21 protein-coding genes are annotated in these 21,888 nt (G+C 64.2%); 20 read left to right on the top strand and 1 reads right to left on the bottom strand.

Features of this window, described 5'->3' with window-relative positions; translation table 11 throughout:
* Positions 1–311 precede the first annotated feature (311 nt).
* On the top strand, positions 312–1,805 hold the full coding sequence (locus tag NJLHNGOC_RS02890) for a malate:quinone oxidoreductase (protein ID WP_113595038.1): 1,494 nt from the start codon (positions 312–314) through the stop codon (positions 1,803–1,805).
* Positions 1,806–1,885: 80 nt separating this feature from the next.
* On the opposite strand, the gene NJLHNGOC_RS02885 is transcribed toward NJLHNGOC_RS02890, so the two are convergent.
* Entirely contained in the window at positions 1,886–2,497 is a 612-nt protein-coding gene (locus NJLHNGOC_RS02885; RefSeq protein ID WP_113594993.1) for a LabA-like NYN domain-containing protein, read from the bottom strand.
* A gap of 199 nt (positions 2,498–2,696) precedes the next feature.
* On the opposite strand from NJLHNGOC_RS02885, the gene folK reads away from it, so the two are divergent.
* The 19 genes from folK to NJLHNGOC_RS02790 all read left to right on the top strand — a co-directional run bounded on the left by folK (position 2,697) and on the right by NJLHNGOC_RS02790 (position 21,880).
* On the top strand, positions 2,697–3,236 hold the full coding sequence (gene folK / locus NJLHNGOC_RS02880; protein ID WP_113594992.1) for a 2-amino-4-hydroxy-6-hydroxymethyldihydropteridine diphosphokinase: 540 nt from the start codon (positions 2,697–2,699) through the stop codon (positions 3,234–3,236).
* Positions 3,237–3,332: 96 nt separating this feature from the next.
* On the top strand, positions 3,333–3,728 hold the full coding sequence (rpoZ, locus tag NJLHNGOC_RS02875; protein WP_110095458.1) for a DNA-directed RNA polymerase subunit omega: 396 nt from the start codon (positions 3,333–3,335) through the stop codon (positions 3,726–3,728).
* Positions 3,729–3,847: 119 nt separating this feature from the next.
* The gene (locus NJLHNGOC_RS02870) at positions 3,848–6,091 is read left to right on the top strand and encodes a RelA/SpoT family protein (RefSeq protein WP_113594991.1); all 2,244 of its coding nucleotides are present in this window, start codon (positions 3,848–3,850) and stop codon (positions 6,089–6,091) included.
* A 12-nt stretch (positions 6,092–6,103) separates the two neighbouring features.
* On the top strand, positions 6,104–6,517 hold the full coding sequence (acpS, locus tag NJLHNGOC_RS02865) for a holo-ACP synthase (protein WP_113594990.1): 414 nt from the start codon (positions 6,104–6,106) through the stop codon (positions 6,515–6,517).
* Positions 6,518–6,710: 193 nt separating this feature from the next.
* The gene (gene lepB, locus NJLHNGOC_RS02860; protein ID WP_408890468.1) at positions 6,711–7,454 is read left to right on the top strand and encodes a signal peptidase I; all 744 of its coding nucleotides are present in this window, start codon (positions 6,711–6,713) and stop codon (positions 7,452–7,454) included.
* 2 nt (positions 7,455–7,456) lie between these two features.
* On the top strand, positions 7,457–8,206 hold the full coding sequence (gene rnc, locus NJLHNGOC_RS02855) for a ribonuclease III (protein WP_113594989.1): 750 nt from the start codon (positions 7,457–7,459) through the stop codon (positions 8,204–8,206).
* Between the two features lie 98 nt (positions 8,207–8,304).
* Positions 8,305–9,216, top strand: coding sequence for a GTPase Era (era, locus tag NJLHNGOC_RS02850; RefSeq protein WP_113594988.1), 912 nt, complete (start codon positions 8,305–8,307; stop codon positions 9,214–9,216).
* 195 nt (positions 9,217–9,411) lie between these two features.
* Positions 9,412–10,164, top strand: a complete 753-nt coding sequence (pyrH, locus tag NJLHNGOC_RS02845) for a UMP kinase (RefSeq protein WP_113594987.1) — start codon at positions 9,412–9,414, stop codon at positions 10,162–10,164.
* A 72-nt stretch (positions 10,165–10,236) separates the two neighbouring features.
* Positions 10,237–10,803: a ribosome recycling factor gene (gene frr / locus NJLHNGOC_RS02840; protein ID WP_113594986.1), complete on the top strand. Its 567-nt coding sequence runs from the start codon at positions 10,237–10,239 to the stop codon at positions 10,801–10,803.
* 7 nt (positions 10,804–10,810) lie between these two features.
* Positions 10,811–11,545 (top strand): polyprenyl diphosphate synthase, encoded by a 735-nt coding sequence (gene uppS / locus NJLHNGOC_RS02835; RefSeq protein WP_113594985.1) that lies wholly within the window; start codon positions 10,811–10,813, stop codon positions 11,543–11,545.
* Positions 11,529–12,407 carry a phosphatidate cytidylyltransferase gene (locus tag NJLHNGOC_RS02830; RefSeq protein ID WP_408890456.1) on the top strand — a complete coding sequence of 293 codons (879 nt, stop codon included), beginning with the start codon at positions 11,529–11,531 and terminating at the stop codon, positions 12,405–12,407. Before uppS ends, NJLHNGOC_RS02830 begins: the two co-directional genes overlap by 17 nt.
* 46 nt (positions 12,408–12,453) lie before the next feature.
* Positions 12,454–13,611, top strand: coding sequence for a 1-deoxy-D-xylulose-5-phosphate reductoisomerase (dxr, locus tag NJLHNGOC_RS02825; protein ID WP_113594983.1), 1,158 nt, complete (start codon positions 12,454–12,456; stop codon positions 13,609–13,611).
* A gap of 57 nt (positions 13,612–13,668) precedes the next feature.
* A complete protein-coding gene (gene rseP, locus NJLHNGOC_RS02820; RefSeq protein WP_113594982.1) occupies positions 13,669–14,775 on the top strand; it encodes an RIP metalloprotease RseP in 1,107 nt (368 codons plus the stop codon).
* Positions 14,776–14,920: 145 nt separating this feature from the next.
* Positions 14,921–17,413, top strand: a complete 2,493-nt coding sequence (gene bamA, locus NJLHNGOC_RS02815; protein WP_165837823.1) for an outer membrane protein assembly factor BamA — start codon at positions 14,921–14,923, stop codon at positions 17,411–17,413.
* Between the two features lie 7 nt (positions 17,414–17,420).
* The gene (locus tag NJLHNGOC_RS02810) at positions 17,421–18,293 is read left to right on the top strand and encodes an OmpH family outer membrane protein (RefSeq protein ID WP_113594980.1); all 873 of its coding nucleotides are present in this window, start codon (positions 17,421–17,423) and stop codon (positions 18,291–18,293) included.
* 22 nt (positions 18,294–18,315) lie between these two features.
* Positions 18,316–19,395, top strand: coding sequence for a UDP-3-O-(3-hydroxymyristoyl)glucosamine N-acyltransferase (gene lpxD / locus NJLHNGOC_RS02805; protein WP_113594979.1), 1,080 nt, complete (start codon positions 18,316–18,318; stop codon positions 19,393–19,395).
* Between the two features lie 102 nt (positions 19,396–19,497).
* Positions 19,498–19,983: a 3-hydroxyacyl-ACP dehydratase FabZ gene (gene fabZ, locus NJLHNGOC_RS02800; protein WP_113595036.1), complete on the top strand. Its 486-nt coding sequence runs from the start codon at positions 19,498–19,500 to the stop codon at positions 19,981–19,983.
* Positions 19,984–20,097: 114 nt separating this feature from the next.
* Complete coding sequence (gene lpxA / locus NJLHNGOC_RS02795) at positions 20,098–20,997, top strand: acyl-ACP--UDP-N-acetylglucosamine O-acyltransferase (RefSeq protein WP_110559432.1); 900 nt, start codon at positions 20,098–20,100, stop codon at positions 20,995–20,997.
* Complete coding sequence (locus NJLHNGOC_RS02790; protein WP_113594978.1) at positions 20,987–21,880, top strand: LpxI family protein; 894 nt, start codon at positions 20,987–20,989, stop codon at positions 21,878–21,880. The genes lpxA and NJLHNGOC_RS02790 overlap by 11 nt, the downstream gene beginning before the upstream one ends.
* Positions 21,881–21,888 lie beyond the last annotated feature (8 nt).

Raw genomic sequence — 21,888 nt, 5'->3', positions numbered from 1 at the left:
CTTTTCCCTCGCACAAAGATGATGCGCCACAATGACGTCGCCAATGGCATGAGGAATGACTATCGCTGTCATGCCCGCCAGCGTCCGGCGTGCCTGTCCCCCTGTAATCCGGGGGAAATGCACGCGGGACGCCGGGATGGGCCGGACGGTATCCGCGCGCCGGACATGTCGGAACGCGGAAGCAGGAAATCCGGCGTGGCATGGCCAATCGGGGACGCCCCGGACCGGCCTGTCCCGCGCCACCGGCAGGCTGCCCGGAACGCACGATCGCAGCCATGACATCACTGTCCGACGCCGAAGCGGAGAATATCATGACCTCTCAGCCTACCACTGCCGATTCCACCTATGATGTCGTCCTTGTCGGCGGCGGTATCATGAGCGCCACGCTCGGCGTGATGCTCAAGCAACTGGAGCCCGGACTGTCGATCGCGCTGTTCGGGCGTCTTGATGACGTCGCGCTCGAAAGCTCCAACGGCTGGAACAATGCCGGCACGGGCCATTCCGCGCTGTGCGAACTGAATTACACCCCCATGGGCGCGGGTGGCGAAATCGATATTTCCAAGGCGGTCAACGTCAACGAGGCCTTTCAGGTTTCACGGCAGTTCTGGTCCTATCTGGTGGATGCCGGCCTGATTGCCTCCCCGCGCGATTTCCTCAACCCCATCGCACACATGAGCTTCGTCTGGGGGGCGGAGAATGTCGATTTCCTCCAGCGGCGCTATAACGCGCTGAAGGATCATCCGCTGTTCGCGGGCATGGCGTATTCGACCGACACCGCGCAGCTGGCGCAATGGATGCCGCTGGTGATGGACGGGCGCAAGCCGGGCACGCCGCTGGCCGCGACGCATCACCCGGCCGGAACCGACGTCAATTTCGGGGCCCTGACGCACAAGCTGGTGGACGTGCTGTGTGCCGGTCCGGGATTTGACCTCAACCTCGCGCATGAAGTGACCAACCTGCGTCAGGCGGGGGCGGGATGGACCGTGTCGGTGCGTGGCATGCATGACGGGGCGGCGCGCGACGTGTCGGCGCGTTTTGTGTTCGTCGGCGCGGGGGGCGGCGCGCTGCCGTTGCTACAGAAAAGCGGCATTCCGGAGGCGCGCGGCATCGGTGGCTTCCCCGTCAGCGGGCAGTTCCTGCGCTGCACCAACCCCGACATCGTGGCCCGTCACCATGCCAAGGTCTATGGCAAGGCATCGGTGGGCGCGCCGCCAATGTCGGTCCCGCACCTTGATACCCGCGTGATCGACGGGCGCGAAGGGCTGCTGTTCGGGCCGTATGCCGGGTTCTCGACCAAGTTCCTCAAGAACGGGTCGTGGCTGGACCTGCCGCGTTCGATCCGCATGGACAATATCGGCGCGATGCTGGCGGTGGCCCGCGACAACTGGCCGCTGACGAAATACCTCATCCAGCAGGTCATGCAGTCGAACGAGGACCGGATGAAGGCGCTGCGCGATTTCGTGCCGGATGCGCGCAGCAGCGACTGGGAACTGATCACCGCGGGCCAGCGTGTCCAGGTCATCAAGAAGGACGCCGCCAAGGGGGGCGTGCTGCAGTTCGGGACGGAGGTCGTGACCGGGGCGAATGGTTCGATCGCGGGCCTGCTTGGGGCATCGCCGGGGGCGTCCACCGCAGCACCGATCATGCTGTCGGTCATCCAGCGTTGTTTTGCCGACCGCCTGCCGCAGTGGGAGGATCGCCTGCGCAAGATGATCCCGTCCTATGGCAAGCGCCTGTCGGACAATCCCGACCTGTGCGCCAGAACCCGCGACTGGACGCGCGAGACTCTTCAGCTCGAAGGCTGAGCGGAATGAATTCCATGGCCCTTCCCGGTCGGGAAAGGGCCATGGAAAGGACTTCCTGCCTTCTGCTTTAATCCTTCTTCCTATTCTTCCGGCAGGTCGCTCAGGTGGTCGGCCGGATGGCGGACCGGCGCCGGGGCGGACGGGCGCGAAGCGCGGCTTTCGATCTGGCGTCGGGTAAAGTGCGATGCGATGTCCGCCAGTTCAACAAACTGATCGGCCTGACGTCGCAGTTCGTCGCCAATCAGCGGCGGCGAGGTCTTGATGGATGCGATCACCGTCGTGCGCACGCCCTGACGCTGCACGGCCTCGAGCAGGCGACGGAAATCCGCATCGCCGCTGAAGAGGACGGCGTGATCGATCTTCGGCGCCATTTCCAGCATGTCCACCGCAAGTTCGATGTCCATGTTGCCCTTTACACGGCGACGTCCTGCATGGTCGGTATATTCACGCGCCGTCTTCGTCACCAGGAAATAGCCATTATAGACAAGCCAGTCCGTTAGCGGCTTGAGCGGCGAATATTCCTCGGTCTCCAGCACGGCGGAATAATAATAGGCGCGCAGGACGTTCGACTTCGATCTGAAAAAGGACAGGAGTTTACGATAGTCAACCTCGAACCCGAGGTTGCGCGAGGCTGAATACAGGCTGGTTCCGTCAATAAAAAGACAAAGCCGTTCCTGAGGCTGAAAGAACATTAGTAAGCGTCCCTGAAAGAGGTAACCCGGCATGCGCGGCGGACAATTAAAATTCCATGATTTCCGATCCCTGCGATCCGGTTCGCCGGATGTTCGCAGGGATGCGTCATGGCGGTGGTGACCGGCGCGACGGTATCCGTACCGATTTAGTCATAAACTTTGAGATAACAAATCATCCAATCATGTTATTAATCACGACATGGATACGCACGATAAGGTGCCCGGTTGCAGTGGCGAGTCAACTGGCATCCTCGTGGCGGTAGGGGCGAACCTGCCCCGCCGCACGGGGGAGGGGCCACTCCAGACATGCCACTGGGCTGTGGCGGAAATAGGGCGGATTGAGGGCATCCATGTCGATGCCGTTTCCCACTGGTATGAAAGCGCGCCCGTCCCGCCGTCGGGGCAGCCCCCGTACGTCAATGGCGTCGTGCGCGCGCATGGCGACATCCGCCCCGAAGCACTGCTGTCGGCCCTGCAGGAGATCGAGGCACGGGCCGGGCGCGTACGTACATATGTCAACGCCGCGCGGCCGCTGGATCTTGATATCATCGCGATGGGCGACATGGTCCGCGCCGGGCCCGATCCCATCCTTCCGCATCCCCGCGCATGCCAGCGTGCCTTCGTGCTGCTGCCGCTGCGTGATGTCGCGCCGGACTGGCGCGATCCCGTCAGCGGGGATGCGCTCGGCACCCTGCTTGCCCGTGTCGCGGACCAGCGGATCGCCCGCCTGCCGGACTGACATGATGCAACAGCGTGCTTGCTTTGCAGGGCGGGTGGGGGTATCTGATGTGGTTCAACCGATATATTGTTTCATAGAAAACCGGAGTCTGGCCTGATGGCACGCGTCACTGTCGAGGACTGCGTTGAGCGGGTTCCCAACCGTTTTGAACTGGTGCTGCTGGCGGCCCAGCGCGCCCGCGCCCTGTCGCGCGGTGAGGAACTGACGATCGATCGCGACAACGACAAGAATCCTGTTGTCGCCCTGCGTGAAATCGCGGACCAGACAATCAGTCTGGATCAGGTCAAGAGCGATCTGCTGCGTTCGCTGGCCCGCGCCCCCGAGCCCGAACCCGCCGACGAGGAGGTCGTCGACCTCATCCCGACGGAACAGAACATCTTCGGCCTTCAGGATGTCTCGGCCGAGGAAGAGGCCCGCCACACCGCTGGCATGACGGCGGAGGAACTTGAGGCCACCATCGAGGCGGAACTCGGCGGTCGGGGTTCGCGATAGACTTCTTCTGGCGATAGGGGACGGATGTGACGGATCGGGTTGGCACACAAACGGCGGCTTCCCCCACCACGTCCCCCGCACAGGTCCCTCCACCAGACGGGAAAGCCCTTGCCCCCGTCATGGGGCAGGAGGCGCCTGATGGCCACCCCGGACGCGTCATTTCATGTGACGGGCTGATCCGGCGCATACAGGCCTATGATCCGAATGCCGACATCGACCTGATCCGCCGCGCGTTCGACGTCGCGAACCGCGCGCATGAGGGACAGGCCCGCGACAACGGCGATCCCTACATCACCCATCCGCTGGCGGTGGCGAATATCCTGGCGGGGTTCCGTCTGGATACGGCGTCCATCGCCACCGCGCTTTTGCATGACACGATCGAGGATACGGGCGTAACGCAGGCCCAGCTGCGCGCGCAGTTCGGCCCGACCATCGCGGAACTGGTCGATGGCGTGACCAAGCTGACGCGGCTGGAACTGCAGTCCGACCGCACCAAGCAGGCCGAGAATTTCCGCAAGCTGGTCCTGGCGATGTCGAAGGACATCCGCGTCCTGATCGTCAAGCTGGCGGACCGCCTGCACAACATGCGCACCCTGCATTACGTGCAGCGCCTTGACCGCAGGCAGCGCATCGCGCGCGAGACCATGGAAATCTATGCGCCGCTGGCTGATCGCATCGGCATGGAGAAGGTCAAGGTCGAGCTGCAGAACCTTTCCTTCGCTGAGCTTGAGCCCGAGGCGATGGCCACCATCCGCGCCCGCCTCAATTACCTGCGCGGCCAGGGCGCGGACGTGATCGAGGAAATCCGCCACGAACTGCAGAACCTGTGCACCGAGGCCGGGCTGCATGGCGTCGAGGTCACCGGCCGGGAAAAGACGCCCTATTCCATCTGGGAAAAGATGCAGCGCCGCAACGTGGCGTTCGAACAGCTTTCGGACATCATGGCGTTCCGCATCATCGTGCCCACGCGGGAGGGATGTTACGTCACGCTTGGCGCGGTGCATGCGGCCTATCCGGTCATCGCGGGGCGGTTCAAGGATTATATCTCCACCCCCAAGGTCAACGGATACCAGAGCCTTCATACCGGCGTGACCCTGCGCCATCCGCGCAACCAGAAGATCGAGGTGCAGATCCGCACGTCGGAAATGCACGATGTCGCGGAAAACGGCGTCGCCTCGCACTGGCTGTACAAGCAGGGCGGCGATGGAAAGATCGGTGACGCGTCGCAGGTCGTCTCCGGCCTGCCATGGGTTCAGGACCTGCTCGATATCCTGGAGGATTCGGCGGCCCCGGACGAATTCCTCGAAAATACCAAGCTGGAACTCTATCAGGATCAGGTATTCTGCTTCACGCCGAAGGGGCAGCTGATTTCCCTGCCGCGTGGCGCGACACCGATCGATTTCGCCTATGCCGTGCACAGCCAGGTGGGCGACAGCTGCGTCGGCGCGCGGATCAATGGCCGCCTGATGCCGCTTCGTCATGAGCTGCAGAACGGCGACCAGGTGGAGATCATGACCGCGCGCGGGGGCACGCCCTCGCCCTCGTGGGAGCGGTTTGTCGTCACGGGGAAGGCGCGGGCGCGCATCCGTCGGCACGTGGCGCTCCAGCAGCGTGAATCGCATCTCGACAGCGGTCGCGTCGCGCTGGCCAAATCCTTCCGTCAGGAAGGGGTGGATGGTTCGGAAAAGGTGCTGGAAAGCCTGCTCAAGGAACTGCGCCTGTCCTCGGTGGCGGATCTGTACGTGGCGGTGGGCAATGGCAACCTGTCCGCGCGTGAGGTGGTGCAGACCGCCTATCCCGAACTGCGCCGTGCGCCGCGCGCGCCGCGCATGGTGCCGGGCCTTTCGATGCGTTCGACCGAAAGCACCACGTCATTTTCCGCCTCGCGGCACAAGAACGCGGCGGGCATGGCGCTGGCGGGCGTCGGCGCAGGCATGGCGGTGCATTTCGCCGGCTGCTGCCATCCGCTGCCGGGTGACCGCATCGTGGGCATCGTGTCCACCGGCAAGGGCATTACGGTCCATGCGCAGGGGTGCCAGACGCTGGAAACGTTCGCCGCCACGCCTGAACGCTTCATGGACCTGAACTGGGATTATGACCTGATCGCGCGCAACGCGGCGGGTACCCATGTCGGGCGGCTGAGCGTCGTGACGGCCAACGAACCGTCCGTCCTTGCGACGCTGACCAATATCGCGACCAAGCATGAAGGCGTGATGGTCAACCTGCGCATCGTCAACCGGCAGCTGGAATTCATGGAGATCCTTGCCGATATCGAGGTCCGTGACCTGCGGCACCTGTCATCGATCATGGCGGCGCTGCGGGCGGAAACCGGCGTGGTCCAGGTCGAGCGCGCCAAGGGATGAGGCGCTGATTGCATGATTATCGGGATCGGGTCCGACCTGTGCGATATCCGCCGGATCGAACGCGTCCTGCAACGTCACGGCCCCCGGTTCGAGGCCCGCGTCTTTACCGCGCGGGAACGTCAGGCGGCTGACAGGCGTTCAGGACAGGCGCGGCTGGGCACTTATGCCAAGCGCTGGGCCGCGAAGGAAGCCTGCGCCAAGGCGCTGGGCACGGGATTCGCGCGCGGCGTGTATCATGGCGATCTGGGGGTGGAAAACCTGCCGGGGGGGCAGCCGGTCATGGTCCTGTCGGGTGGCGCGCGCCTGCGCCTGCATGAAATCGTGCCGTCGGGATACCGCCCGCGCATCATGGTGACGATGACGGATGAATACCCCTATGCCTTTGCCCAGGTCACCATCGTGGCGGATGAGGCACCGCCGGCCTGATCCATTCAGACCCGCGCGCATGGCCGACCATGCTTGACAGGGGGTGGCCCCGTGGGCTTGATCGCCAGAATATGCGTCCGGTCCATTACTGCGCCCGGTCGAGCACGAAGCCGGATTTATGGATAACATGTCGAGCGATGATCCCCATACGCCATCTACCCTGACGACCGCCCCGGCCACGGGAACGCGTGGCATGCTGGAACTTCTGCGCACGGTCGTGGTTGCCGGCGCGATCGCGGTTTTCGTCCGCACGGCCCTGTTCGAGCCCTTCAACATCCCGTCCGGCTCCATGATCCCGACCCTGCAGGTGGGGGATTACGTATGGGTCGCCAAATACAGCTACGGCTATTCGCATTTCTCCCTGCCGCTGTCGCCCAACCTGTTCAGCGGCCGTATTTTCGGCAGCGAACCACATCGCGGCGATGTCGCCGTCTTCCGCTTTACCAAGGATACGTCGATTGACTACATCAAGCGGGTCGTCGGCCTGCCGGGCGACCGCATCCAGATGCGCGAGGGACAGCTTTACCTGAACGGGGAACTCGTGCCCCGCACGCCTGAAGGCGAGTATGTCGCCATCGACGAACATCATACCCGCATGGAAGGCGAACGCTATCGCGAGGACCTGCCGGGAAGCGGGGGGCGCCCGTCCGTGCCGCATGACATCCTGAAGCTGACGGACGAGGGGGACAAGAACGACACCCCCGAATACGTCGTGCCGCCGGGATATTTCTTCGTCATGGGCGACAACCGCGATGACAGCGCGGACAGCCGGTTCATGGGCGATGCGCCGCAGGACCTTGGCTTCGTGCCGATGGAAAACCTGATCGGGCAGGCCAAGTGGATATTCCTGTCCGTGGACTCGCAGTATCCGACATGGGAATTCTGGCGCTGGCCCACGGAAATCCGCTGGGGGCGCCTGTTCATGGGAGTGCACTGATCATGCAGGTCCCCGGTAACGCCACATCCGGCAGCGCGGCCCCTGAATCCGAACGGATCGAGGCCTATGTCGGCTATTCCTTCCGTAATCCCGCGCTGCTGCGCGAGGCGCTGACGCATCGTTCCGCAGCACACCAGCGCAGCAGCGCGGGCGGACGGCGCACGCGCCAGTCGGTGGCGCGGCGTGGCGCGGGATCCAACGAACGGCTGGAGTTCATTGGCGATCGCGTGCTGGGGCTGCTGATGGCGGAATGGCTGCTCGAACGTTTCCCCGACGAGCAGGAAGGCGCGCTGGGTCCGCGTCACGCGCATCTGGTGTCGCGCACGGTGCTGGCGCAGATCGCCGAGGAAATGGCCCTGCCATCCGCCCTTGACGTGGCGGAGCATGAAGCCCGGGCCGGCGTGCGGCAGATGGCCAACGTGCTGGCGGACGCGGTGGAGGCCATCCTGGGGGCGATCTATCTCGACGGTGGTCTTGAACCTGCGCGGGCCTTTGTGCGGCGGGCATGGAACGACGCCATCGTGGCACAGGCCCGACCGCCCAAGGACCCCAAGACGGCGTTGCAGGAATGGGTGCTGGCACGCGGGCTGCCGCTGCCGGTATATAAGGTGGTGTCCACCGACGGACCGTCGCATGCGCCCCGTTTCGTGATTTCGGTGGAGGCATCGGGACGGCGCGGCGAAGGCGTCGCCGGAAGCAAGCGCGCGGCCGAAAGCGAGGCGGCGGCCCGGCTGCTCAGCCAGTTTGGCTGACGGCTGATTGCCAGGTGACAGATTGCCGGGCGGCGGTTGGCGCGACGGGCACGGAATCGGAACAATCGGGGCGGCTGTCGCGGCCGTGGGAATGAAAAATGCCGGAACATGAAGACATGACGACCCGCTGTGGTTTCGTCGCCATCGTGGGCGCGCCCAACGCGGGCAAGTCCACGCTGCTGAACCGCATGGCGGGCACCAAGCTGTCGATCGTCAGCCCCAAGGCGCAGACGACACGTTTCAGGGTGCTGGGGATCCTGATGCGTCATCATGCGCAGATCCTGCTGGTGGACACGCCGGGCATCTTCCGCCCGCGCCGGATGCTGGACCGTGCGATGGTCGCGGCCGCGTGGACCGGGGCGGAGGATGCGGACATCACGCTGCTGATCGTCGATGCGCGCGCGGGCCTGACGGATTCGGTGCGTGAAATCATCACGGAACTCGCGCAGCGCAAGCGCCGGGTGTGGCTGGTGCTGAACAAGACCGACCTCGTGCGGCGCGAGGTGCTGCTGCCGCTGACGGCGGAACTGTCGGGGCTGCTGCCGGTCGAACACGTCTTCATGATCAGCGCGCGCTCGGGGCAGGGGGTCGAGGACCTGCTGGACCGTATCGCGGCGGAACTGCCCGCGGGGCCGTACCTGTATCCCGAGGACGACCTGACGGACCTGCCCGACCGGTTGCTGGCCGCCGAACTGGTGCGCGAGCAGATTTTCCTGCAGACGCATGAGGAAGTGCCCTATTCCGCCACGGCGGAGACGGAAAGCTTTCAGGAACGTCCCGACGGGTCCGTGCGGATCGAGGTGACGATCTATGTGACGCGGGCGTCGCACAAGGCGATCCTGATCGGTGAACGCGGGTCGCGGATTCGCAGCATCGGGGAACGCGCGCGCATGGAGCTGTCGCGCCTGCTGGAACGTCCGTGCCACCTGTTCCTGAATGTGAAGGAACGTTCCGGCTGGGATGAGGAACGCGCCCGCCTGCGGGCCATCGGGCTGGACGACGCTTCCTGAGGATTCGTCCCCTGCGCGGGCGATGGCCCGCATGGCGCGGGCGCGGTGCGGGCCGCGATCCCATCGCCGTATTATCAACATCGTGTGCTTGTGAGGGGGGCGAACCCCCTATATGACATGTGCTGCGTGGGCGCGCGGTCACTGGCGGGCGGCGGTCTGCGGCTGTGTCTTTATTCCTGCTGTGTTCGAGGGCCAATGACAAATCCGCTAACAGATCATGCCCCAGACAATACCCCCACCTATCGCCGGGTCCTGCTGAAGGTTTCGGGCGAGGCCCTGATGGGCGCCGGGTCCTATGGGATCGATCCCGCGACCGTCGATGGCATCGCGGCCGATGTGGCCGCTGTCGCGCGCACGGGTGTCGAGGTGTGTCTGGTTGTCGGGGGTGGCAACATCTTTCGCGGCGTTGCGGCCGCGGCGCGCGGCATGGACCGTGCCCAGGGCGATTACGCCGGGATGCTGGCTACGGTCATCAATGCCCTGCTGATGCAGAATTCCCTGGAACGTCAGGGAATCCCGACCCGCGTGATGACGGCGATCCAGATGTCCTCCATCGCGGAACCCTATATCCGTCGCCGCGCCGTGCGGCATATGGAAAAGGGACGCGTGGTGATTTTCGCCGCCGGTACCGGCAACCCGTTCTTTACCACCGATACGGGGGCTGCGCTGCGGGCGGCAGAAATGGAATGCAGCGCCCTGTTCAAGGGAACGCAGGTCGATGGCGTCTATTCCGCCGACCCGCGTAAGGTGCCTGACGCGCGTCGTTACGATACGCTGACCTATCGTGATGTGCTGGCCAATGACCTCAATGTCATGGACGCGGCCGCCATCAGCCTGGCGCGTGAGAACAGGCTGCCGATCGTGGTGTTCAATATCCATGAAAAAGACGCGTTTTCGCGCGTTATGCGGGGTGAGGGACGCTTTACCACCATCGTGGCCTCGGACTGAGGTCCACGCCCCGCACTAGAGAGTCGCATGGCGGTCGGACACGGCCGTCTCAGGAATGTTGGGAGGGCCAAGGTGTCTGTCGATCAGAAAAGTTTGCTGGCGGATATAACTCGCCGCATGGAGGGGGCGCTGGAAAGCCTGCGTCGTGATTTTGCCGGCCTGCGTTCGGGCCGCGCCAGCCCCGCCCTGCTGGAGCCGGTACGCGTGGAGGCATATGGCGGCGAGGTGCCGTTGACACAGGTGGGTTCAATCGCGGTGCCGGAGGCACGGATGCTGACGGTGCAGGTATGGGACCGTTCGCTGGTCGGTGCGGTCGAACGTGCCATCCGCGACAGCGGGCTGGGCCTGAACCCGGCGGCGGATGGCCAGACCGTGCGCGTGCCCATCCCCCAGCTGACCGAGGAACGCCGCAACGAACTGGCGCGCGCGGCGGGCAAGTACGCGGAAAATGGCAAGATCGCGGTGCGCGGCGTGCGTCGCGACGGCATGGAGCAGACCCGCGGGCAGGAAAAGAAGGGCGAAATCAGCCAGGATGACGTCAAGGTCTGGTCGGATGCGATCCAGAAGCTGACGGACCAGTATGTGAAGCGTGTTGACGAACTGCTCGCGGAAAAAGAACGCGAGATCAAGCAGGTCTGACCCCCGCATGTACCCAGTTGTCGGGGAACGACGAGCCGGGGGCGTGCCGGTCCATGTGGCGATCATCATGGATGGCAACGGGCGGTGGGCCGCGGCGCGCGGGCTACCGCTGCTTGCCGGCCACCGGGCCGGGGCGGAGGCGGTGCAGCGCTGCATCCGCGCGGCTGTCGCGGCGGGCGTGAAATGGCTGACGCTTTATGCCTTTTCCTCGGAAAACTGGCGGCGCACCCCGCAGGAGGTGGCCGACCTTACCAGCCTCCTGCGCTATTACCTGCGCTACAAGGTCGCGGAACTGGCGGCGAAGGGCGTGCGCATCCGCATCATTGGCGACCTGTCGCGCTTTGCCCCCGACGTCCGGGCCGAAGCCCGCCGCGCCGAACTTGAAACCGCGTCCAATACGGTCCTGACGGTGGTCCTTGCGCTGTCCTATGGCGGCCGTGCCGACATCGTGCAGGCGGCCCTGCGGATGGCGGCGGACATCGGGAATGGAACGCTGGCGGTCGATCAGGTTGATGAGGACGTCTTTGGCGGCTTCTTGATGACGGCGGACATGCCTGACCCTGATATCGTGGTGCGGACCAGCGGTGAAAGCCGTCTGTCCAATTTCCTGTTGTGGCAGTCGGCCTATGCCGAACTGATATTCATAGAGACGCCGTGGCCTGATTTCGACGCGGGGCATTTCAATGCCGTGCTCGAAATCTTTTCCCGGCGCGAAAGGCGCTTCGGTGCAAGACCGGTCTGATCCCACGCAAACCGTGGTCCCGTTTCCTTCTTCCGCCACGCGGCCCCCGCCGGGAAAGAATTCCGGCCGGGGGTGGAAGGACCTGCGCGCGCGCGTGCTGTCGGCTGCGGTGATCATACCGCTGGCGGCCCTGTGCGTGTGGGCGGGCGGGATTGCCTATGCCGTGATGATCGTGCTGGCGATGGTGGGAATGGCGTCCGAATGGGGACGCCTGTTTTCCCTGTCCGCGCGCAGCTGGCGGGGGATCCTTTACCTGCTCTGGCCGCTGGCGTGCGCAGCCTGCGCCCTGACGGGGCAGTGGGGCGGCGCCTTCCTGGTGATGGGCGTGGCGTTCGTGTTCGGTCCCGCGCTGTGGGCGGGACAGGTCGCGGTGGGGTGCGCGGGTGTCTCCCTGCTGTGGCTGCGTTTCATGACCCATCCCGGCGCGGGGGTCGTGCTGTTTGTCGTGGCCTGCGTCGCGCTGAGCGATACGGGGGCCTACCTGACCGGCCGCGCCGTGGGCGGACCGAAGCTGGCGCCGCGCATTTCACCGGCCAAGACATGGTCGGGATCATGTGGCGGTCTGCTGTGCGCGGTGGCGGGCGGGGCCGTGATCGCAGCACTGCTGCCTGACGCGCTGCCCGGCAGTGCATGGCGCGGCGCCGTGATGGGCGGGGTGATGGCGATCGCGGCGCAGGCGGGCGACCTGGCCGAAAGCACGCTCAAGCGGGCGCGCGGCGTCAAGGATTCGGGGGCGCTGATTCCGGGGCATGGCGGACTTCTGGACCGTTTTGACGGCCTGCTGGTGGCGGCGCCCCTGGCGGCACTGATTTCACTGGGGGCAGCGGCGGGCGCTGCTTTCTGGTATGTCGGCCTGCACTGACCGCAAGGACGGTCGCGATGAAAAGCAAATTGGGGAAATCGGTAGGATGAAGACAGTTTCCGTTCTGGGCAGTACCGGCAGTATCGGCTGTTCCACTGTGGATCTGCTGTTGCAGGCGCCGGAGCGGTTCCGTGTCGTGGCCCTGGTGGGGGGACGCAATGTCGCCCGGCTGGCGGAACAGGCACGCGCCCTGGACGCGGAATATGCGGTCATTGCCGACGAATCCCTGGTGGGGGAACTGGAAACTCTTCTGGCGGGAACCAGCACGCGCGTTTCCGGCGGCCGGGAGGCGGTGATCCGGGCGGCGGGCGTGCCCGTGGACTGGACCATGGCGGCGATTACCGGGGCCATCGGGCTGGAACCCACCCTTGCGGCGGTCCGCAACGGGCGCGCCGTGGCGCTGGCGAACAAGGAAGCGCTGGTCTGTGCCGGCGATGTCATGCTGCGTGCCGTGCGCGATGCGGGCGCGACGCTGCTGCCGGTCGATTCGGAACATAATGCCATTTTCCAGTCGATGGCCGACGGTCAGGTCGATCAGGTTGAAAAGATCGTACTGACCGCGTCAGGCGGCCCGTTCCGCCGCGCCACCATCGAGGAGATGGAAAATGCCCCACTGGAAGCCGCGCTGAAGCACCCGACATGGAGCATGGGCGCCAAGATCACCATTGATTCCGCGACGATGTTCAACAAGGGGCTGGAACTGATCGAGGCGGCCCGCCTGTTTGACATGACGGAGGACCGGATCGATGTCATCATCCATCCCCAGTCCGTGGTGCACAGCATGGTGCAGTACACCGATGGCAGCATCATCGCGCAGCTTGGGTCCGCCGACATGCGCATTCCCATCGCCCATACCCTGGCGTGGCCCAGGCGGATGGCGACCAATTCGCCGCGCCTCGACCTTGCCGCGCTGTCGCGGCTGGATTTCGAGGCCCCGGATGAGGAACGTTTCCCCGCGTTGCGCCTGGCGCGGGAATCGCTGCGCGCGGGCGGGGCGGCCTCCACGATCCTGTCCGGCGCCAATGAAATCGCGGTGGAGGCCTTTCTGAATCGTGAAATCGGCTTCCGGGATATTGCGCGGGTTGTCGAGGATGTGATGCAATCACTGGGGAACCAGAGCGCGGATACGCTGGAGCAGGTACTGCACTGGGACCGGGAGGCGCGACGCCTCGCACTGGCCCGGATAACCGCACGGGCCGCGTAAGGCCCAGCCGGGCAGGAGGACGACCGCGCGTGATCATCAGGAGAATACATAATCATCATGCATGATCTGCTGCGGACCGTGCTGGCATTCGCCCTGGTGCTGGGCGTGCTGGTCTTCATCCATGAACTTGGCCATTACCTGGCCGCGCGCTGGCGGGGCGTGCATGTGGAGGTGTTCTCCATCGGTTTCGGCAAGCCGCTTCTGCGCTGGCATGACAGTGTCGGCACGGAATGGCGGCTGTGTCCCGTTCCCTTGGGCGGTTATGTCAAGCCGCACGGGTTCGAGGGACCGGAAGACGCCACCCCGGAACAGATGGCGGCGTGGCAGCCGGGCCGGACGTTCCATGACAAGCCCGTGCTGTCGCGGGCGATCGTGATCGTCGCGGGGCCGGTTTTCAATTTCCTGCTGGCGATCATCCTGTTCACCGGCCTGTTCGCCTTTGCGGGGCAGCCACATATCCGCAATGTCGTGGCCGATGTCATGCCCAACAGCGCTGCGGCAGTCGCGGGCATCGTCCCGCATGACGCCATCGTGCGGCTGGGCGATCATGCCATTTCCGACGTGGCGGACCTGCAGGCGCGGGTGGCCGCAGAACCCGGCGCGCATATCGATGTCACGGTGCGTCGCGATGGCAGGGACCTGACCCTTCCCCTGACGGTCGGCAGCGTGGCGGGGGCCAAGGGGCAGGCCCCGCATGGGCAACTCGGGGTTTCCTTCCTTGCGGAAATGGGCGCGCCGCAGTCCCTGCCGCATGCCTTCGTCTCCGCCGTGAAGGAAACGTGGAACGTTTCGGTCCAGACCCTTGCAGGGTTGTGGCAGATGCTGACGGGACAGCACAGCACGAAGGATCTGGGCGGTCCGCTGCGCATCGCGCAGATGTCCGGACAGGTGGCGCAATATGGCGTGTCCAGTATCGTTTCGTTCATGGCGCTATTGTCGATTAATCTGGGGCTGATAAACCTGTTTCCCATACCGATTCTCGATGGGGGGCGGCTGATGTTCTATATCCTCGAAGGAATAATGGGCCGCCCGGTGTCGCGCCGGGTCCAGCAGATCAGCTTCCAGGCGGGGTTCGCGCTGATCGCCAGTCTGTTTTTATTTTCGACATTTAACGATCTTTCGCATTTCGGCCTGTTTCAATGGCTGGCGTCACATGTCGGATGACGTAAGAATGACGGCATGAGACAAGTGCTTGCGCGACAGGGGCGATATCGGATACGTCCGCCCATGCGGATAATGCATGACAGCACGGAGATCACTTCTCTGCATGGCTGGCAGTGGAGCCAGTCCGCCTACCGAATGGTGAGGAATGCCGATTTTGTCGAGTAAACGTTCAGCGCTGCTTGCATCCGTTTGTGTTGTGCCGCTGTTCTGGACGGCAGGAGCCCGCGCACAGGACGCAGGGCAGGAAGCTGCCCCGGATGCTCCCCCGGCCACCGGCATGGCGCCCTCGCCGGAAATGATGCCGGAGCAGCAGCCCGAAGTCGAAGCCATCAAGCCCCCGCCGCTGGCCGATCCGATCGAGGCGGTGGACATCAAGGGCAATGACCGTATCGAGACCAGTACCGTCCTGTCCTACATGGTGGTGCAGCCCGGCGACCGCTTTGACCAGGATCTCCTCGACCGTTCGCTCAAGACGCTTTATGCCACCGGCCTGTTCAAGGACGTGAGCATGCAGCGTTCCGGCAACGTGCTTGTCGTGCATGTCGTTGAAAACCCCATCGTCAACCGAATCGTGTTCGAGGGGAACCATACCGCCAAGGACGAAGACCTTACGAAGGTCATATCGCTGCGTCCGCGCGCGGTGTTTTCCGCCAAGACGATCGCCGCCGACCGGCAGAAGATACTGGGCGTCTATGCGGAAAAGGCGCGATACGCCGCGACCGTCACGCCACAGGTCATCCGGCTGGCCCATAACCGCGTCGATGTCATCTTCCGCATCAACGAGGGGCAGAAGACACTAATCCGCAAGGTGACCTTCGTGGGGAACCGCACCTTCAGCAGCACGCGGCTTGCCGGCATCGTGTCCTCGAAGGAAACGGCGTGGTACCGCTTTTTCTCCTCCAGCGATCAGTACAACCCAGAACGCATAAAGTATGACGCGGAACTGCTGCACCGGTTTTATCTGAAAAACGGTTTTGTCGATTTTCAGGTCAAGAACGCGACCGGCGAACTCTCGCCCGACCGCAAGACGTTCTATATCACCTATACGATGGAAGAGGGGCCACGGTACCGTCTGAACAAGATGGATATCCGCTCCTCGCTGCGGCATGTCAGCGCGGCGTCCCTGCACAAGTACATCTCGCTGTTCCACAACCAGTGGTATGACGGCAGCGCGATCCAGCATAACGCCACGTCGATGCAGGAAATCCTGCAGGCGAAGGGGTACCCGTTCGCGATGGTCCACCCCGAAATCGCGCGTAACCCGGAAAAGCGGACGGTCAACCTTCTGTTCGATGTCAGCGAAGGTCCACGCATGTATGTCGAGCGCGTCGACATCAACGGCAACACCATCACGGAAGACAAGGTCATCCGGCGGCAGCTGCCGATGTCCGAAGGCGATCCGTACACCCCGATGGACCGCAAGTATTCCAAGGCGATTCTGGAGGATCTGGGCTTCTTCAAGACCGTCTCGATCGATCAGACGCCGGGGTCCTCGCCCGACAAGGTCAATATCTCCGCCGACGTGGTGGAAAAGCCGACGGGCGAATTTTCGCTGGGCGGCGGGTATTCGACCGACGCGGGCGTACTGGGCAATATCGGCCTGAAACAGCATAACCTGCTGGGAACGGGCATTGATGCCGGTTTCTCGGGCACGGCGGCGTATTACGAAGATCAGGCGGATATTTCGGTAACGGATCCGTATTTCCTCAACCGCAACCTGGTGGCCGGCATCGACATCTACGGCATCCAGAACCGTTACATGACGTACCAGAACTACTCCGAAGGCCGGTACGGCATGACGCTGCGCATGGGGTATTCGTATAACAACCATCTGTCGCAGTCGTGGAGCTATACGCTGACGGATCGTGACGTTGGCGATACCTGGTCCGATTCCTCGTGGTACGTGCTGGATCAGGCGGGCTGGTCGCTGCTGTCGCAGCTCAGCACCACTCTGACCTATGACACGCGTGATCGCCGTTCACAGCCGCATAGCGGTTACGTCGTGCGCATCGGCGGCGATTTCGCGGGTATCGGCGGCAATGAACGCTATGTCCGTGGCAAGATTGACGCGGCCTATTACCTGCCGCTCGACAATCTGATGGGCAATCACGACTGGACCGTCGAATTCAAGGCCGGTGCCGGTGACATCGCCAACTGGGGCGGTGGGCGCAGTGACATCATCGATAACTTCTACCTTGGCGGCACGTCGCTGCGCGGCTTCCTCGACGGTGGCGCGGGACCGCGTTCGATGGGCATCCATTCGCGCACGATCGATGGCGTGACCTATCCCATGCATTCACAGGAAGATTTCCTGGGTGGCCGGTTCCTGTACACGGCGTCGGCGCAGGTCGACTTCCCGATGCCGTTCGCGGCGGACATGGGGATCAAGGGACGGTATTTCGTTGACGTGGGCGGCCTGGATGGCCTGCGTGTGCGCAATCGCTATACGTCGCCCAATGATGGTTACAAATACACGCCGGTATATGGAGATACACTGACCCCGCGCGTCAGTACCGGTGTCGGCTTCTCTTGGAAAAGCCCGTTTGGTCTGATTAACATTGATCTGGGTGTGCCGATCATCAAACAGAAGCATGACCGTACCCAGTTGCTCCGCTTCGGCTTCGGCCAACAATTCTGAGGTGATAATGTTGCGTTATTCCGGCGTTCGTCTATTTGCTGCCGCTGTTGCGCTCGGGTGCGGCAGTCTGGTCGGATCTGCTGCGCATGCGCAGAACAATTCCGGCTGGTTCGTGCCCAAGGCATCCCAGCAGCAACCGGAGCACGCGGCCGGCCATGCGGCCCAGCCCGCGCCACAGCCGGTGCCCCTGCCCGCGCCGCCCGCCGACAGCGACGAGGCCCAGTCCCAGACGCCGCCGGTCCTGCCGCTGCCGCAGATTCCCGCATCCCCCGACCTGCCCAAGGGTTCTCCGCCGCCCGCGCCGGTCATTGGCGTCATCAGCGTTCCTGACGTGATGCGCCTGTCCACCGCGGCGCAGCAGGCGGAGCGCGTGCTGGGCGCGCGTCGTGACGAACTGGCCCGCGACGCGCAGAAGGAACAGGCATCGTGGCGTGACGAGCAGCAGAAGCTGCAGGGTCAGGCGCGCAGCATGACGTCGGACCAGATCCAGGCGAACGAGCGCAAGCTGCAGGAGCGCGTGATCGCGGCGCAGAAGAACTTCCGCAACCGCAACCGCATCATTCAGGAAGCGGCCCAGGTTTCGCTGGGGCAGATCGAGCGTGAACTGGTGCAGATCATCCGTCAGGTGGCGGCAAGCCGCAGCATGAACCTTGTCCTGCACCGCGAGCAGGTGGCGCTGAGCCAGGATAGCCTGGATATCACCCAGCAGGTCGCGACGCAGCTGAACTCGGTCCTGCCGAGCGTCTTCATCCCCGCCGCGAATGTCGATCCGGAAGTGCTGGCGAAGTCGGGTACCATGCCCACCACGGCCGACGCCGAACAGGGCGGTGGTGCCGCCCCGGCCGCTCCGGCTGCCGCCGCTGCGAAGGCGAAGCGGTAAAATCGGGGACTTGGACAAATCCATGCATGTGCAGGAGCAGAGCGGGCCGGGCGATACGCGTTTCTTTGTCTCGGCCGGTCCGTTTGACGCCGCCGAACTTGCGCGCTGCGCCGGGGCGGAGCTGCGGGGATCAGATGCCGCGCTGGATGGCGCGGCGCGTTTTTCAGGCATAGCGCCGCTTCAGTCCGCAGGGGCGGAGCAGGTCAGCTTCCTTGATAACCGGCGCTATCTTCCACTGCTGGAAAAGACGGGGGCGGGGGCGGTGATCGTCGCGCCCGCCTTTGTGGACAAGGTTCCGGCCCATGCCATCGCGCTGGTGTCAAAGACCCCCTATCTCGCGTGGGCGCGGGTGGCGTCGCGTTTCTATCCCGCGCCGCCGGTCAATCCCGGCATCCATCCCACCGCGATCGTCGGGGATGGCGCGGTGATCGATCCGTCCGCCGCCATCGGCGCCTTCAGCGTGATCGGCGCGCGCGCGCGCATCGGGGCGGGCGTGTGTATCGGGACGCATGTCACGGTTGGTGATGGCGTGGAAATCGGCGCGCGCAGCCGCATCGGCAGCCATGTCTGCCTGTCGCACGCCCTGCTGGGTGAACGCGTGACGCTGCTGCCGGGCGTGCGGATCGGGCAGGAGGGCTTCGGCTTTGCCGTCGGGCCGGACGGGTTCGAGACCGTGCCGCAGCTTGGCCGCGTGATCCTGGAGGACGGGGTCGAGGTCGGGGCCAATTCGACCATCGATCGCGGTTCGATTCGCGATACCCTGATCGGCGCGGGTTCGCGCCTCGACAATCTGGTGCAGATCGGCCATAATGCGCGTCTGGGGCGGTGCTGCATCGTGGTGTCCCAGGCCGGTATTTCGGGTTCGACGGAACTGGGTGATTTTGTCACGGTCGCGGCGCAGGCCGGGCTGATCGGGCATATCAAGATCGGTGACAAGGCACGGATCGGCGCACAGTGTGGCGTCATGTCCGATGTCGAGGCCGGGGCCGATGTCATCGGAAGTCCGGCGATGCCGTTCAGGGAGTTTTTCCGAAACGTGGCGTTCCTGCGTCGTCTGGCGAAGAAGCCGGCGCAGGACCGGGGCCGTGAGAAAGACGACTAGGCGACGGCGCCCGGGCGCGGCAAGGAACATTCAACCGGCAGGGGGCATGGCTGCCCAGTCAGTTCGCAGCTGCCGCCCGTGCCGAATAGATGGTTGGACGACGTGGATAAAGAAGTAGAGGCATTACCGACAGCACAGACGCCGCAGAGTGTCGAGGCAATCGATATCATGCGCATCATGGAGGCGATTCCCCATCGTTATCCCTTCCTGCTGATTGACAGGATGGTTGATATCGTTCGGGGACAGTCGGCGGTCGGCATCAAGAATGTGTCCGTCAACGAACCGCACTTCCAGGGGCATTTCCCCGCGCGGCCCGTGATGCCCGGCGTGCTTATCATCGAGGCGATGGCCCAGACGGCGGCGACCCTTGTGGTCCTGACGCTGGGTGAGGCGTTCGAGGGGAAGCTGGTCTATTTCATGACGATTGACGGCGCGAAATTCCGCCGTCCCGTGGGACCGGGCGACCAGCTGCGGATTTCCGTTGAAAAGGAACGCAGCCGCGCGAATGTGTGGAAGTTCAAGGGAATCGCGCGGGTGGATGGCGTTTCGGTTGCCGAAGCTACGTTCAGCGCGATGATCATGGGCTGAGGCCCGTCCCGTGCAACGGAAATGATCGACCGGCGCCGGCAGCACCCGCAGAGGGCATGCGGCGTTGTGTTCAAGGCTTTATCTCCGGTGGCTGTCTGCCGGAAGGCCGTCGAAATGGAGGCTGTTCTGGCACAGAGCGCATCTACCGGCGCGACGAGGGATGCGGAACCTTTGGGCGCCGCTGAGATCCATCCCTCGTCCATTGTTGCCCCTGGCGCGCGGATTGGCCGGGGCGTGTCCATCGGTCCATGGTGCACCATCGGTCCGGATGTGGTGATCGATGATGGCGTGCGGCTGATTTCCCATGTCGTGATTGACGGGCACACGCATATCGGCGCGGGGGTTGTCTGCTATCCCTTCACCACGGTGGGGATGGAGCCGCAGGACCTCAAATACAAGGGCGAGCCCACCCGCTGCGTCGTGGGGGCGGGAACCATTATCCGCGAAAACGTCACCATCCATCGCGGGACCGCCACGGGGGTGGGGATCACCCGCATTGGGGAAAACTGCCTCATCATGGCGAATTCCCATGTGGCGCATGACTGTACGCTGGGCAAGGGCGTCATCATCGTCAACAATGTCGTCATGGGTGGCCACGTCATGATTGGCGACAATGCCCGGATCATGGGCTCGGCCGCGCTGCACCAGTTCGTGCGGATCGGCCATGCCGCCCTGGTCGGGGGCGTCTGCGGGGTGGAGGCCGACGTCATTCCCTATGGCAGCGTGCTGGGAAACCGGGCGCGCCTTGTCGGGCTGCACTGGATCTGGCTGCGTCGCAATGGCGTGGCCCCCGATGACATCCGCCGCATGCGGCTGGCGTTCCGCGCACTGTATCCCAAGGCCGCGCATGCCAGCGACGCCGTGTTCCAGGAACGCCTGGCCTATGTGCGCGTGCATTATGGTGATGACGCGCGGGTGGCGGAAATCCTTGATTTCATTGCCGCGCCCACCCATCGCGGGTTGGTGCGCGTGCAGAGAAGCTCCTCTGAAATGATCGAGTCCGATGGCGCCTGATCCCGTTACGGATCAGCCGCCGTCCCATTCCCGTGCCTCCCCGCCCTGCATAGGTATCCTTGCCGGGGGCGGTCCGCTTCCCGCGCAGGTGGCGCGTTCCATTACTGCTGCGGGCGGCAGTGTTTTCATTATCGGATTCGAGGGGTTTGCCGACCCCGCTGTCATCGCCCCGTGGCCCCACCGTTTCATCCGTCTGGCCGCGGCGGGGGATATCCTTGCGACCCTTCGCCAGCATGGATGCCGCGAACTGGTCCTGATCGGGCCGGTCCGCCGTCCTTCCTTTGCCACGCTGCGTCCTGATGCCGTCGGGGCGCGGATTCTCGCGCGGGTTGGCCGTGCCCTGTTTTCAGGCGACGACGGACTGCTGGGTGCGATTGTCCGCGTGCTGGGTGAGGAGGGATTCGTCGTGCGTGGCGCGCATGAATACCTCCATGCCTCGGTCGGACGGCGCGGGGTGATGGGGCGTATCCATCCCGACCGGGTCGCGGTGTCGGATATCGCGCGGGGACGTCGCGTGGTCCATGCGCTGGGCGCGCTTGATATCGGTCAGGGCTGCGTGGTGCAGGACGGGCTTGTCCTCGGGGTCGAGGCGATCGAGGGCACGGACGAGATGCTTGAACGTGTCGGACGATACCGTCAGGATGGTCGTCCCGGCGGGGTTCTGGTCAAGATGGTGAAGCCCGGGCAGGAGCGTCGGGCCGACCTGCCGACCATCGGGCCGGAAACCGTCCGTCGTGTCGTTCGCGCGGGCCTGCGTGGCATTGCGTTCGAAGCCGGGGCCACCCTGATGACCGACCCGGAAGGCTGCATCGCGCAGGCGGATGAGGCGGGCATCTTTCTGGTGGGAATCTCGGCGGACGGGATAGTGGAATCCCACCCATAAAAAAAGGA

The sequence above is a fragment of the Novacetimonas cocois genome, assembly GCF_003311635.1.
Classification (GTDB): domain Bacteria; phylum Pseudomonadota; class Alphaproteobacteria; order Acetobacterales; family Acetobacteraceae; genus Novacetimonas; species Novacetimonas cocois.
This window is presented reverse-complemented; position numbering and strand designations above follow the sequence as displayed.

Bases quoted from the DNA above. Each gene is read 5' to 3' on its own strand.
- NJLHNGOC_RS02890 (WP_113595038.1), top strand. From the start codon at position 312: ATGACCTCTCAGCCTACCACTGCCGATTCCACCTATGATGTCGTCCTT.
- NJLHNGOC_RS02885 (WP_113594993.1), bottom strand. From the start codon at position 2,497: ATGTTCTTTCAGCCTCAGGAACGGCTTTGTCTTTTTATTGACGGAACC.
- folK (WP_113594992.1), top strand. From the start codon at position 2,697: ATGGATACGCACGATAAGGTGCCCGGTTGCAGTGGCGAGTCAACTGGC.
- rpoZ (WP_110095458.1), top strand. From the start codon at position 3,333: ATGGCACGCGTCACTGTCGAGGACTGCGTTGAGCGGGTTCCCAACCGT.
- NJLHNGOC_RS02870 (WP_113594991.1), top strand. From the start codon at position 3,848: ATGGGGCAGGAGGCGCCTGATGGCCACCCCGGACGCGTCATTTCATGT.
- acpS (WP_113594990.1), top strand. From the start codon at position 6,104: ATGATTATCGGGATCGGGTCCGACCTGTGCGATATCCGCCGGATCGAA.
- lepB (WP_408890468.1), top strand. From the start codon at position 6,711: ATGCTGGAACTTCTGCGCACGGTCGTGGTTGCCGGCGCGATCGCGGTT.
- rnc (WP_113594989.1), top strand. From the start codon at position 7,457: ATGCAGGTCCCCGGTAACGCCACATCCGGCAGCGCGGCCCCTGAATCC.
- era (WP_113594988.1), top strand. From the start codon at position 8,305: ATGCCGGAACATGAAGACATGACGACCCGCTGTGGTTTCGTCGCCATC.
- pyrH (WP_113594987.1), top strand. From the start codon at position 9,412: ATGACAAATCCGCTAACAGATCATGCCCCAGACAATACCCCCACCTAT.
- uppS (WP_113594985.1), top strand. From the start codon at position 10,811: ATGTACCCAGTTGTCGGGGAACGACGAGCCGGGGGCGTGCCGGTCCAT.
- dxr (WP_113594983.1), top strand. From the start codon at position 12,454: ATGAAGACAGTTTCCGTTCTGGGCAGTACCGGCAGTATCGGCTGTTCC.
- rseP (WP_113594982.1), top strand. From the start codon at position 13,669: ATGCATGATCTGCTGCGGACCGTGCTGGCATTCGCCCTGGTGCTGGGC.
- bamA (WP_165837823.1), top strand. From the start codon at position 14,921: ATGCCGATTTTGTCGAGTAAACGTTCAGCGCTGCTTGCATCCGTTTGT.
- NJLHNGOC_RS02810 (WP_113594980.1), top strand. From the start codon at position 17,421: ATGTTGCGTTATTCCGGCGTTCGTCTATTTGCTGCCGCTGTTGCGCTC.
- lpxD (WP_113594979.1), top strand. From the start codon at position 18,316: ATGCATGTGCAGGAGCAGAGCGGGCCGGGCGATACGCGTTTCTTTGTC.
- lpxA (WP_110559432.1), top strand. From the start codon at position 20,098: ATGGAGGCTGTTCTGGCACAGAGCGCATCTACCGGCGCGACGAGGGAT.
- NJLHNGOC_RS02790 (WP_113594978.1), top strand. From the start codon at position 20,987: ATGGCGCCTGATCCCGTTACGGATCAGCCGCCGTCCCATTCCCGTGCC.